Below are 13,167 nucleotides of genomic sequence, written 5' to 3'. Positions count from 1 at the left end.
CAAAAGCTCCTTCCAGCCGCTAGAAAATTACGTCTATAAAACGAGCTTATTATATCACAATCCTAACGGCCGAACCGATAGTGAGCACATATGAAAAAGAACAGCACTTGTTTAAGAGCTGTTCTTTCCCCGTTTCTTATTTCAATAATGGTAATAAGACCTACTGTTCCATTTGTCTCGCCAAAAAGCTGGCTGCCGTTTCTACCGCTTTGTGTTCTACCTCTCCAAGTGCCTGTTCTTTAGAAAAAATGACCACGGCACCGATAGGATCGCCATTCGCCACGATAGGAGCGATTGTATAGGAGCTCATGTCTTCATCAATGTCATTAACAAGCTGTGCGGATTTTACGTCATTTTCCAGCACCGAGCTGCGCTGGTCCATCGTTTTTTCAAGCAAATCGCTGATGGATTTATTCAGAAATTCTTTTTTGGAGCTGCCCGAAACGGCAATATACACGTCACGGTCGCAAATCAAAACGGAATGACCGAGACTGTCATACAATGCATCCGCATATTCTTTCGCAAAATCGCCAAGCTCACTGATAGGAGAATATTTTTTTAATATAACTTCTCCGTCGCGGTCAACGAATATTTCAAGCGGGTCTCCTTCCCTGATTCGCAGTGTTCTCCGAATTTCCTTAGGGATGACGACCCGTCCTAGATCATCAATACGACGTACAATACCTGTAGCTTTCATCTCTCTGGTGCCTCTCTTTCATGTGATGATATTTAAGGGAAAGTACTAAAGCTCTTTACTTTATGTAGCTTCCGCCACTCGCTTGAAATTAGTATCCGTCACATCAAATGTAATATACACCAGAGAGTAACAATTTTTATGAGGACGCGATTGTTTCTTTCTTCACATCTTGAAGGCCTTTCAGCATGCCGAGCACGGTCTCCAGCCACTCTTCGGTTTTGCGTCCTTTCGTTTGCACTGAGATTTTCAGTTTTTTCCCTTCCATTCCCAGTCCGATCTGCCGGCCGTATTTATTGCCGAGTTCAAACAATTTCTGACCGTCAATCTGGGCGCTGGCCTCTTCCGAAATAGTGAATCTGACCGCGTCCTTATCCTGCTTGATGAGTTCGACGCGTTCATATTTGCCGTACACCTTCATCTCAGCAACTGTAAACAGCCATTCAACCTCTTTAGGATAGCTGCCGAACCTGTCGATGATTTCATCTTGAAGCTCATTTTTCTCCTCAATTGTAGCGATTGATCTGAAACGTTTATACATGTCGATTTTTTGCTTGCCGTCTTGTATATAGTTTTCAGGAATATATGCATCAAGCTCGATATCGATTTCTGTCTCAAACTGTTCGCTTTTCGGCGTATCGCCTTTACGCTCTTCAATGGCTTCTTTGAGCATTTGCGAATACAGGTCAAAACCGACCGAGTCGATGAAACCGTGCTGCTGGGCGCCGAGAAGGTTCCCCGCTCCCCTGATCGTCAAGTCACGCATGGCAATTTTAAACCCTGATCCCAGCTCGGTAAATTCTTTAATCGCCTGCAGCCGTTTTTCCGCCACCTCAGTAAGCACTTTGTCTCTGCGGTACGTAAAATACGCGTACGCGACACGATTGGAGCGGCCGACCCGTCCTCTCAGCTGATACAGCTGAGACAGTCCCATTTTGTCTCCGTCAAACACGATCAAGGTATTGACGTTCGGTATATCTACGCCTGTCTCAATAATGGTCGTGCTGACGAGGACATCTGATTCCCCTTCCAGAAAATTAAGCATGACGCTTTCCAATTCATTTTCGGTCATTTTTCCGTGGGCGTATGCCACCTTCGCATCGGGAACAAGCATGGAAATTTCGTCAGCCTTCCGCTCGATATCATCCACGCGGTTGTACAAGAAATATACCTGTCCTCCGCGCGCCAGTTCTCTTTCTATGGCTTCTCGTACAAGTGCGCCGTTGTATTCCACGACATATGTCTGGACAGGGAAACGGTTTTCCGGCGGCGTTTCAATAACAGATAAGTCCCGCACACCGAGCATGGACATATGAAGCGTACGCGGAATCGGCGTCGCCGTCAGAGTCAGCACATCGACATTGGCTTTGATCTGTTTGATTTTTTCCTTATGCGTAACACCGAAGCGCTGCTCTTCGTCGATGATGAGCAAGCCGAGATCTTTATAGACGACATCTTTAGATAAGAGCCTGTGGGTTCCGATCACGATATCTACTGTTCCGTTTTTCAGACCTTTGAGCGTTTCATTAGATTCTTTTCTCGTTCTGAATCGGCTGAGAAGACCGATGTTAATCGGATAGTCTTGGAAACGCTCCGTAATGGTTTCATAATGCTGCTGTGCGAGTATGGTCGTCGGCACAAGGAGCGCGACCTGTTTTCCGTCGGCGATCGCTTTAAAGGCCGCACGGATGGCTACCTCCGTCTTCCCGTAACCGACATCACCGCAAAGCAAACGGTCCATCGGGCGTTCTCTTTCCATATCCTTTTTAATTTCCTGAATGGATCGGAGCTGATCATCTGTTTCCTGATAAGGGAAAGCAGACTCGAACTGACGCTGCATTTCATGATCCGGCGAGAACGCATAGCCTTTGCTTGCTTCGCGTTCCGCATAAAGCTTAATCAGATCATCGGCAATATCCTGAACGGAGTTTTCAACTTTTTTCTTCACCCGTTTCCATTCACTGCCGCCCAGTTTATAAAGCTTCGGTTCTTTTCCTTCAGAGCCGACGTACTTTTGCACCTGGTCGATTTGTTCTACCGGGACGTACAGCTTATCACTGCCCTGGTAATGAATGTTGAGGTAATCTTTATGAATGCCCTTGATTTCAAGTGTTTCGATCCCCAAATACTTACCGATCCCGTGGTTGACGTGGACGACATAGTCACCGACTTGAAGCTCAGAGTAGCTTTTGATCCGTTCGGCATTTGTCAGCTTCTGCTTTCTCGGCTTCTTCTTGATTCGGTTTTTGAACAGCTCTTCCTCCGTAATGACGGCCAGCTTCATCAGCGGCAGTTCAAAACCGGATTGCAGCTCGCCTTCCATGACATAGACCTGTCCTTGTACAAGCGCTTTGGAGCTGTCCGTTTTGGCGGCTTCAATTTCGTAATCAGCCAGCACGGACGCCAATCTGTCAGTTCTGTCCTTATTTGCGCCTAAAAAGACGACGGTGAAGTTTGATTTCTTAAAGCGCTCCATTTCACCGGCGAGCACATTCATCTGCCCGTGAAAACTCTGCATCTGCCGGCTTGTCACATTAACGATATTTTGAGGGCTTGTATGCTGAACATGACGCAAAAATAATGAAAAGTAAATGGCAGGACGCCGCTTCTCGGCCATAATCTCCTGAAAGCTGAAGGATAAATTGATGTCATGCAGAATTTTTCCTTCTTCCAGCAGACTTGTCATGAATTCGGCTTCTTCTTTTTGGAGCTGATCCTCCATTTCATGAATCCGGCTGACCTCGTCTAACAATAACAAGGTGTCTGACGGTGTATAATCTAGCAAACTAGCAGGCTTTTCGTAAAAGTACGAGAGATACTTCACAAGTTCCTGATCAGTCTGTCCCGTTGATAACCGTTCTTTATCATGTGAGATATTGATATGAAGCATTTCCTTTTGTTTGTCCTGCTTCAGCTTCTTCAGACTGTCGGCAAGCCCTTTATCGAGCCTTTCCATCGCGCGGGCTTTTTCTTCCGCCCGGATGATCAGTTCCTTCGCCGGTCCGATGGCCACCGTTTTTAGTGTCTCAATTGATCTCTGGTCATCAGAGTTGAAGCTTCTGATGGAGTCGACCTCCGTATCAAACAGCTCAATCCGCACCGGATGTTCTGACGTCAGCGGATAAATGTCGATTATTCCGCCGCGAATACTGAATTCACCGGGTGCAGAAACCATATCGGAACGCTCATACCCCACCTCTACAAGGCGTGCAGACAGCTGATCCTGTTCTATATCGTCTCCGAGTGATATGGTGATTTGGCTGCTTTTCCACAGTTCTTTCGGCGGAAGCATTCTTCTCAGTGCCGCAACGGGCGCCACTACGACAGGCGCTTCTCCGTTTGTTAATCTATTAATGACATCAAGCCGCTGAGCGCGCAGTTCAGGACTCGCCACCGCAATTTCTGAAGAAATCAATTCATTTACGGGGTATAAAAAAACAGATTGATCCCCGAGAAGCGCCGTCAGATCTTCCGTCACTTTTTGGGCCTGATATAAATTATGAGTGATAAAGAAAATCGGCTTTTTCGTTTCCTGTGCAAGGGCGGAGGTAAAAACAGAACGCGCAGAACCTGACAGACCCGCAAGCAGCTGTTCCTTCAGCCCCTCATGTAAACCGTTAACAATGGATTTAAAATCATCGCTTTCTTTAATAAAGGTTTGAATATTGTCCATATGGGCCCCTCCTCTCTATTTTCTGCAAGAACAGAAAAACGCTTTGGTCTAGAATCTACACCAAAGCTCATTATTGAATAAATGTGTTGTGTTCATGGTAGTGCGGATTGCGTTCCAGCGCCTCTTGGCAGTCTTCACAAATTGTAAGAACATGGACATCTCCATTGTCTTTATATGAAATCATATCGTTTCTTTCCTCATTTGTTAAGTGCTGAAATCCAAGTGACTGTGTCGGCACCGACGAATACTCCAGGCTCCCTACCTTAAAACCGCAGTGGCGGCAGAAATAATGCAAAGCCATACATTGGACCTCCTGATGTGAAAAAATCATTTTTCCCTAGTATGGTCTCCCATTATTTATCTTATACATTTGCATTAAATTCGTTCATAACTTCTAAAAATGGTTTCGTCAAGGAAGCTTCGCAGGCTTTTACGGTTTTTGAGACGGCATCATTGATATGCGGCGCTTCTTCTTTCGTAAAAGCGCCCAGCACATAATCAACGACTTTCATCCCGTTGACGGGACGGCCGATTCCGATTCTGACCCGGTCAAATTCAGGGGTTCCGAGGTGCTGAATAAGCGATTTAATTCCGTTATGTCCGCCTGCGCTCCCCTTCGTCCGGAGCCTGATTTTCCCCGTCGGAAGATCCAGGTCATCGTATATGACTTTCAAATCTTCATGATCGGCTTCATAATAATCCAATAGCGGCCGCAAACATTCCCCTGATAAATTCATATATGTAAGCGGTTTAACAAGTAGAACTTTTTTTCCGGAAACAAAACCGATTCCGTAAAGTCCATTGAATTTCGTTTTATTTAATTCAATATTCCATTCTTTAGAAAGCTCGTCAATGGCCATAAAGCCGACATTATGTCTCGTGTTCTCGTAGGTTTTTCCCGGGTTACCGAGACCGGCAATCACAAGCATCGTAAATCCTCCCTCAACATCGCTGTAATTCTTCTCATTCTAGCACAAAAGACGTAACCTCGGGCGGGTTACGTCTTAAAGCGCTTATTGATTTTCTCCTTCGGGCTCTTCCTCAGGAGACGGTTCTGCATCTTCTTCGAATGCTTCCTGCTTAGGAGGCAGGATGGAAGCCACGACTTCTTCCGGGTCGTTTGTAAATGTATAATTGCCGTCAGCAGTCAAATCTGCGATGGTCAGCACATCATTCATTTCAAGCCCGGAAATATCAACATTGATTGTCTGTGGGATGTCCTTCGGCTTAGCCTTGATCGAAAGTTCATGCAGCGGCTGCTGGATGACGCCTCCATCTTTGACTCCTTTCGCCTCTCCCGTCAGCTGAATCGGCACTTCCGCCTCCAGCTCCTCACTCATATTCACGACTTGAAAATCGGCGTGCGTCAATTCGTTTTTGAGCGGGTCTGTCTGAAGATCAGTCACCATAACCGATTGCTGATTTCCGTTGACATCAATTGTGATAATCGTGTTTTTTCCTTCGTCCCGCAATGTTTTAAGCAATTCGACACTGTCTAAAGAGACAGCCGTATTCGTTATTTCTTTACCGTATATAATCCCTGGAACATGTCCTGAATGACGGATTTTCCGAAGCGTCGAACGTTTAAAATCTGTTCTTTCATTTGCTTTTAAAGTTGCCATATTCAGCACCATCCTAATTATCGTTTTATCGTCCTATTAGAACAATACCCACAATAACTGGGATTTAAACCTTAAAGTTTCGGTTTAGCTGAATAAATAGCTGACAGATTGTTTCTCGTGAACACGGATAATCGCTTCAGCCAGAAGCGGTCCGACAGAAAGCTGCTTAAAGCGTTCGATTTTTTTCTCTTCAGGAAGCTTAATGCTGTTCGTTACGACAAGCTCCTTGATTTTAGAGTTGTTGATCCGCTCAACCGCAGGGCCTGACAATACAGGGTGCGTACAGCATGCATACACTTCCGCGGCTCCGTTTTCAACCAGCGCGTTTGCGGCAAGTGTGATTGTGCCGGCGGTATCAATAATATCATCAATCAGAATCGCGGTTTTTCCTTCCACGTTACCGACGATGTTCATCACTTCCACCTCATTCGGTCTAGGACGGCGTTTGTCGATAATCGCGATCGGCGCTTTCAGACGGTCCGCAAGTTTGCGGGCGCGCGTCACACCGCCGTGGTCAGGAGAAACAATGACGATATCTTTCAAGTCTTTACCTTCAAAGTAATGGCCTAAAATCGGAACACCCATTAAGTGGTCAATCGGAATATCAAAGAAACCTTGAATTTGCGGTGCGTGTAAATCAAGCGCGATCACGCGTGTCGCACCCGCTGTTTCAAGCAGGTTTGCAAAAAGTTTTGCCGTGATCGGTTCACGTGATCTTGCTTTTCTGTCCTGGCGCGCATAACCGTAGTACGGAATCACAATGTTGATTGTTTTCGCGGAAGCGCGCTTTAAAGCGTCCACCATAATCAGCAATTCCATGATGTGCTCGTTGACCGGCGCACTTGTAGACTGAATGATATAGCAATCACAGCCGCGAATACTTTCTTCTATGTTGATCTGGACCTCTCCGTCACTGAATCTTGTAACAGAGCACTTTCCTAATTGAACTCCTACATTATCCGCGATTTCTTTTGCAAGTTCTGGATTTGAATTCAAAGAAAAAATCTTTAAATTCTTATCTCCGTATTCGTTAGACATGGTAAACCTCCGATTTTAGGATTATTTTTTATGAATATTTTTCACATAATCTTCTTTATTTACTTGTCTTGCTCTGGCAATGGCAAGCGCTTCGCCCGGCACATCTTCAGTTACGGTTGAGCCCGCAGCGACGTACGCGCCTTCTCCCACTGTGACAGGAGCGACCAGATTGGAGTTGCAGCCAATAAACGCGCCGTCTTCAATTTTGGTTAAATATTTGTTCTTCCCATCATAATTGACCGTGATGGAGCCGCACCCGAGATTGACGTCCGTGCCCACTTCGGCATCACCGATATAGCTTAAATGAGATGCTTTGCTGCGGTCGCCGAATTGTGTTTTCTTGATTTCCACAAAGTTTCCGATCTTCACTTCATTGCCGATTGCGGAATCAGGTCTGATGTGAGCAAAAGGACCGATATTTACATCATTCCCAACCTTGCTCCGATTGACAACGGATTGTTTAATCACAGTGCGGCTGCCGATCGAGCTGTCCTCTATCTCAGTGTGAGGGCCGATGACACATTCATCGCCGATTTCAGCTTGTCCCTTTATCACAGTTCCGGGATAAATAACTGTATCTTGTCCGATACGTGCGTCAGGTGAGATGTACGTATTCATCGGATCGATTAAAGTGACTCCGTTTTGCATATGCCGTTTGTTAATACGCTCTTTCATATACATTTCAGCCTGAGAAAGAGCGACTCTATCATTCACTCCGAGCGTCTCTTGGAAGTTACCAGTCTGGTAAGCGGCAACAGTTTCGCCTTCGTCTTTGAGGATTTCGATCACATCCGGCAGGTAATACTCGCCTTGGGCATTTTCATTCGAAACCTGTTCGATGACACGAAAAAGGGCCTCGTTATCAAAACAGTACGTTCCCGTGTTGATTTCTTTCACAAGACGTTCTTGCTCCGAAGCATCCTTATGCTCCACGATTTTTTGAACGGCGCCGTCTTCTCCCCGGATGATTCTTCCGTATCCGGCGGGATCGTCGGCAACGGCCGTTAACACCGTGGCTTTTGCGCCTTTGTTTGTATGTTCATTCAGCATGGCTTCCATCGTCTCCGCCGTCAGAAGCGGTGTATCGCCGCAAATAACGATCGTGACACCTTTCTCTCCGTGAAGAAATGGTTTTGCCTGCTTGACTGCATGAGCCGTACCGAGCTGTTCTGCTTGGAGAGCGTAATCGCTTTTCTGTCCGAGCTGCTTTTTCACATCTTCGGCGCCATGTCCTACGATGGTGACAAGCTTCGCTAAAGATAATTTCAGAGCCTCGTCTGCGACGTGCTCTACCATAGGCTTTCCGCATACCGGATGAAGGACCTTATAAAGCTTAGATTTCATTCTCGTTCCTTTTCCGGCAGCTAAAATCACTGCAAACCGCTTATCCATTTAATGGCCTCCAATATCCCTTTTATCCATAGAAAAATATATCCTAAATAGCTGTTGATTTCAAGAAGACATCAAAAAGTGCAAGAATTTTCTATGTAATCGCTTTATTACTGAAAAATCAGATTTAAAAAAGGACTGCCGGAAAAGGCCTTGTGTCAGCCTTTATCAGCAGTCCTTACATTTTGTTATGTTTAAGAAGCCCCAGCTTCTTCATATTCTAATGCTTCAGAATCACCCAAACGATGATACTCATTTAAAACAGCATCCTGGATCTTGCCCCGCGTGCTGGAATTAATAGGATGAGCAATATCGCGGAATTCTCCATCAGGGGTGCGTTTACTCGGCATCGCAACGAAAAGACCATTGTTTCCATCAATCACACGAATATCATGTACGACAAATTCGTGATCCAGCGTGATGGATGCAATCGCTCTCATGCGACCATCGGTATTCACGCGGCGTAATCTTACGTCAGTAACTTCCACAGTAGTTCACCACCTTTTCCCTATATAAAAGCATTAGTCTAACAATTCCACGATTCTTTTTAAATTCCTGCACATTTCAAAAAGTTTTTTTGAAAATATAGGATATACATACACAATTAGGTGATAAACCATATTGGGGGATCATATACTGCATAAAAAAAGTGATTCCGGAGACCGGAACCACTTTTCTGAGATTTAAGATTTCACCAGCGCAATGACTTCAATTTCCACGAGAGCGTCTTTCGGCAGTCTCGCCACTTCCACACAAGACCTTGCCGGCTTATGTACATCAAAGTATTGTCCGTACACTTCATTCACTTCCGCAAACTGCTCCATATCAGCAATAAACACCGTTGCTTTTACAACCGTCTCGAGAGAAGCGCCCGCTTCTTTCAGCACAGCCTTTAAATTGCTGAACACCTGATGCGTTTGTTCTGTGATATCACCGTTTACCATTTCTCCTTCAGCAGTAAGAGGAATTTGGCCTGAGCTGTAAAACATGTTGTTTACGATGATTCCCTGTGAATATGGCCCGATCGCTGCCGGCGCGTGTTTTGTATGGATTGCTTTTGTCATTTTTCTGTCTCCCCATTCTTTAAATGCTGTTCTTTAAAAAATCGCAGAAAATTGCCGTTTTGAATCTCAATCGTTTTGTCTTTCATATTGATGGTTGAAAGTGTGAGCAGCGACATGTATTCATCGACAAGCCGTTCATTCACTCCCTCAGCTTCAACCAAGACGCCTATTCCCGCGACGTTCGCATTAAACTCATCAAGCAGGCTGATCATACCGTTTATGGTGCCGCCCGCTTTCATAAAGTCGTCAATAATCAAAACGTTCGACCCCGTGGCCAAACTTCTTTTCGCAAGTGACATCGTTTGAATGCGGTTAGACGACCCTGATACATAATTGATGCTCACCGTGGAGCCTTCCGTCACTTTATTGTCTTTTCGTACGATGACAACCGGAACGTTCAGATAACTGGCCGCTGCGTAAGCGAGAGGGATTCCCTTTGTCGCAACGGTCATCACCACATCAATCTCCCGCTCCGCAAAAACGGAAGCAAAAAGCCTGCCTACATGAGAGAGGACAGATGGTTTGCCTAAGATATCCGTTAAATATACATAACCGCCCGGAAGGATACGCTCAGGATTTACTAAAGACTGTCCCAGCTCCTGTATAAACGCTTCTGCTTCAGCCTGTTTCACTTTCGGAATGTATTTGACGCCTCCGGCAGCTCCCGGCACTGTAAGCAGCGTCCCAATGCCTTGCTGTTCGAAGGTCTGTTTAATAATCGTTAAATCTTCACTGATTGATGACTTTGCTGATTGATACCGTTCAGAGAAAAACGTTAACGGTATTAATTCATGCGGATGGGTTAACAAATAATTTGTTAAGTCCACCAATCTGCCGCTGCGACGAAACTTCATGAACTTACCCCCAAAATCCGAATAATTTAAAAACAATATAACTTAACATACGGATTTAATCAAGAGCATTCTGTTCGCCGATCATCCGCACCGCGTACACCTGATCACAGAAGCCTCTTAACCCGTTATAAATCCGCTGCACCTTTGATTCGTATTGAACCAAACCGAATACAGTCGGTCCGCTTCCGCTCATTAACACCGCATCGGCACCGAAGCGTTTCATTTGATTTTTAATCATCGCCACCTCGGGATGAAGGTTGAGCGTAACCGATTCCAATACGTTTCCTAGTTGGCTGCACACCTTTTGGAAACTTTTTTCTTCAATTGCGTCAATCATCGCCTGTACATCCGGATGCCGAACCTGCTGCAAATTCAGCCGGCGGTACACTTCGGCGGTCGATACCCCGATCGTCGGTTTGGCGAGCACGACCCAGCAATGAGGCGGAGCACTGATATGCCTGATCTTCTCACCGCGTCCGGTTGCCAGGGCAGTGCCTCCGTAAACACAGAAGGACACGTCTGAACCGATTTCAGCGCCAAGCTCCGCGAGCTCTTCGACAGAAAGCTTTAAATCCCAAAGCCTGTTCAGCCCTCTTAGCGTGGCAGCCGCATCGCTGCTTCCGCCGGCAAGCCCCGCCGCTACAGGGATCACCTTTGTAATCATAATGGAAACGCCTTTTTTGACTTGAAACCGTTCTTTGAGCAGTTTGGCTGCCTGATAAGCCAGATTTCTTTGATCATCCGGAACAAAGCGATTATGCGACGCCACTCTGATAACGTTTTCGGGCAGTTCTGTCAGTTCAATCCGATCTGCCAAATCAATTGTCGTCATGATCATCTCCACTTCATGATAACCATCCGGGCGTTTACTCCTCACATCGAGGGACAGATTGATTTTGGCCGGCGCTTTTTCTAAAATACGCATAGCTTTCACCTACTTCTCCATCTAAACATAAGTATGAACATTGTATCACATTTGGAGACCCGGAGGTACTTATCCGAAATTGACGCCGATTTTGACAGCCGATAGAAAAAACCGGGGAACGGATTGTCCCCCGGGCCACTGCATTATCGGTTATTTTGGTTCTGAGCCGCCATCTGCTGTTCGGCAATCTCAATCGCACGCTTTACCATATTCCCGGCATCGCGCGCCCGAATGCCGCCCCAGCCCTCGTTTTTCACCGTATCGTAAAAACCAAGGTCCTTTGCCAGCTCATACTTGAACTCATCTGACATAACTCCACGACGTCTGCCCAAACGAAACAACCCCTTTTATAGAATTGATCACCATTCGTGCACGCCACGATAAAACATGTGACACTTATAGCTTCCGTTTAATCAGCTGAAACTTTCGAGGGAATAATTAGAAGAGCTTTAGAAGGCAAAACAAAAAGCAGTAAACAAAAGGTTCACTGCCCATTAAAATGCTACTGAGCTTGCCGCATCATCATTGAATGTCAATTCAACAGTCTCAGTCAGAATATCAGCATAACTGTATGAAACTCTTTCAAACGAATTCTCGTCTTGATCTAGTTGTATCACAAAAACAGAAGGGTACGTCTCAGCTAAAATGCCCGAACGCTCAATCGTTTTTCGGCGGCCGCCGTTTGCTTTTAACGTAAGCCGTTTACCTAAATTCCCATCAAGCGATCTTTTTATATCGGACAACGTCTTCGCCATTGCATCCACCTCACTACATTTATTGTACAACAAGATCCCAATTTTGTCAAACAAAATTTAAATTATATCAACGTTAATAAGTCATTGTCAACAAAATTATTTTGACAAAATTCTATTGATTTCTGCATTATTTTTCACAAGTTCCGGAAATTTATGTATCAATATGTAAAATAATTAACCCGCATAGCGAATTTCATGCGGGTTTTTCACTCATCCATTTGATTTATACGGCATACCGACACGCAGCACACCCTTCGTTTCAATGCCTCCCAGCCCTTTCTCTCTCGTCAGCGTATTTCTCAGGACATCCCACACATTAATCCGCTCCATAAACGGAGTGAAGCTGATTTTCGCGACAATATATACCGGGTCAAGCGCATGAATGTTGACGCGTGACGGTGAACTTGCAAAATTCGCGCCCGCTTTGATTAAAGACTCGAAATGGGATTGGCAGGCACCCGCGAATATGACAAGCTGGTCCAAGTGGGGGACTTTTCGTCTCGCTCTTTGAACCGTTTCGACAAAGTGTTTAGAATGCCTGTAGGCGCTTAAATCGTTCACGTCTCCCTTATGCTTGGAATATGCATCATGGCCGGTGATGACTAAAATATCCGGCCGGTATTTATCGAGCAGCTCCTCAATGGATGCCGGCATTTTTTTCTCATGGCAGTGAATCCCGTACACCGGCACACCGATTTTTTCGTAAAAGTTCAGGCACTTTTTCAAATAAGCCTCATCGCCGTCCAAATGCAATACCTTGCCGGGCATATGAAAGTAGTGCTCCTGATGCTGATATTGATTCGTCGCATAATATTCCTGTTTTTCCCGAAGCAGCTTATAATCCTGGCGGAGCAGCTCGAGAGATTCATTCATCCTGCTTTCATCTTTCTGCTTTCTCACGGCCTGTTCGTCTTTTCTTACAGGCGCCAAATCAGAAAAATCAGCATCCGCAATCAATCTGACTTCGTCACCATGCAGGATGGCAATTGAATTTCCTTTGCTTGTTTGCTCTATGCCGATAATGCGAAATAAAACATCCATTTGATAGGATTTTCTGGCTACCATATCTCCTATTTGAAATTGCACGTTACCCACTCCACAAATAGACTAAGCCTCATCATGAAAGAAGCCTTATCAAATGCACCTCTTTCCG

The 13,167-nt window shown here is 45.4% G+C and carries 14 protein-coding genes; all 14 read right to left on the bottom strand.

The window, feature by feature from the left end; genetic code table 11:
• Nucleotides 1–160: 160 nt before the first annotated feature.
• The gene (gene spoVT / locus ACH32G_RS18465) at nucleotides 161–697 is read right to left on the bottom strand and encodes a stage V sporulation protein T (RefSeq protein ID WP_016936529.1); all 537 of its coding nucleotides are present in this window, start codon (nucleotides 695–697) and stop codon (nucleotides 161–163) included.
• 136 nt (nucleotides 698–833) lie between these two features.
• Nucleotides 834–4,367 (bottom strand): transcription-repair coupling factor, encoded by a 3,534-nt coding sequence (mfd, locus tag ACH32G_RS18460; RefSeq protein WP_099744499.1) that lies wholly within the window; start codon nucleotides 4,365–4,367, stop codon nucleotides 834–836.
• A 70-nt stretch (nucleotides 4,368–4,437) separates the two neighbouring features.
• Nucleotides 4,438–4,668, bottom strand: a complete 231-nt coding sequence (locus tag ACH32G_RS18455; RefSeq protein ID WP_016936527.1) for an anti-sigma-F factor Fin family protein — start codon at nucleotides 4,666–4,668, stop codon at nucleotides 4,438–4,440.
• A gap of 61 nt (nucleotides 4,669–4,729) precedes the next feature.
• A complete protein-coding gene (pth, locus tag ACH32G_RS18450; protein ID WP_448814681.1) occupies nucleotides 4,730–5,296 on the bottom strand; it encodes an aminoacyl-tRNA hydrolase in 567 nt (188 codons plus the stop codon).
• Nucleotides 5,297–5,380: 84 nt separating this feature from the next.
• Nucleotides 5,381–5,989: a 50S ribosomal protein L25/general stress protein Ctc gene (locus ACH32G_RS18445; RefSeq protein WP_045926507.1), complete on the bottom strand. Its 609-nt coding sequence runs from the start codon at nucleotides 5,987–5,989 to the stop codon at nucleotides 5,381–5,383.
• Between the two features lie 84 nt (nucleotides 5,990–6,073).
• Entirely contained in the window at nucleotides 6,074–7,027 is a 954-nt protein-coding gene (locus ACH32G_RS18440; RefSeq protein ID WP_013350761.1) for a ribose-phosphate diphosphokinase, read from the bottom strand.
• A gap of 21 nt (nucleotides 7,028–7,048) precedes the next feature.
• Nucleotides 7,049–8,419, bottom strand: a complete 1,371-nt coding sequence (gene glmU, locus ACH32G_RS18435) for a bifunctional UDP-N-acetylglucosamine diphosphorylase/glucosamine-1-phosphate N-acetyltransferase GlmU (RefSeq protein ID WP_448814680.1) — start codon at nucleotides 8,417–8,419, stop codon at nucleotides 7,049–7,051.
• Nucleotides 8,420–8,610: 191 nt separating this feature from the next.
• Nucleotides 8,611–8,904: a septation regulator SpoVG gene (gene spoVG / locus ACH32G_RS18430; protein ID WP_004264660.1), complete on the bottom strand. Its 294-nt coding sequence runs from the start codon at nucleotides 8,902–8,904 to the stop codon at nucleotides 8,611–8,613.
• A 195-nt stretch (nucleotides 8,905–9,099) separates the two neighbouring features.
• On the bottom strand, nucleotides 9,100–9,480 hold the full coding sequence (gene ridA / locus ACH32G_RS18425) for a 2-iminobutanoate/2-iminopropanoate deaminase (RefSeq protein ID WP_004264663.1): 381 nt from the start codon (nucleotides 9,478–9,480) through the stop codon (nucleotides 9,100–9,102).
• Nucleotides 9,477–10,334, bottom strand: a complete 858-nt coding sequence (purR, locus tag ACH32G_RS18420) for a pur operon repressor (protein ID WP_004264666.1) — start codon at nucleotides 10,332–10,334, stop codon at nucleotides 9,477–9,479. Before purR ends, ridA begins: the two co-directional genes overlap by 4 nt.
• 55 nt (nucleotides 10,335–10,389) lie before the next feature.
• On the bottom strand, nucleotides 10,390–11,259 hold the full coding sequence (gene ispE, locus ACH32G_RS18415; protein ID WP_016936523.1) for a 4-(cytidine 5'-diphospho)-2-C-methyl-D-erythritol kinase: 870 nt from the start codon (nucleotides 11,257–11,259) through the stop codon (nucleotides 10,390–10,392).
• A gap of 143 nt (nucleotides 11,260–11,402) precedes the next feature.
• Nucleotides 11,403–11,591, bottom strand: a complete 189-nt coding sequence (locus ACH32G_RS18410) for a small, acid-soluble spore protein, alpha/beta type (RefSeq protein ID WP_011996172.1) — start codon at nucleotides 11,589–11,591, stop codon at nucleotides 11,403–11,405.
• A gap of 162 nt (nucleotides 11,592–11,753) precedes the next feature.
• Entirely contained in the window at nucleotides 11,754–12,014 is a 261-nt protein-coding gene (gene veg, locus ACH32G_RS18405) for a biofilm formation stimulator Veg (protein ID WP_003218330.1), read from the bottom strand.
• Between the two features lie 210 nt (nucleotides 12,015–12,224).
• On the bottom strand, nucleotides 12,225–13,100 hold the full coding sequence (yabG, locus tag ACH32G_RS18400; RefSeq protein WP_016936522.1) for a sporulation peptidase YabG: 876 nt from the start codon (nucleotides 13,098–13,100) through the stop codon (nucleotides 12,225–12,227).
• Nucleotides 13,101–13,167: the final 67 nt, after the last annotated feature.

Source organism: Bacillus sp. CIS52, from assembly GCF_053545315.1.
The sequence above is the reverse complement of the archived record's forward strand: the minus strand, read 5'-3'. Positions and strand labels throughout refer to the sequence as shown.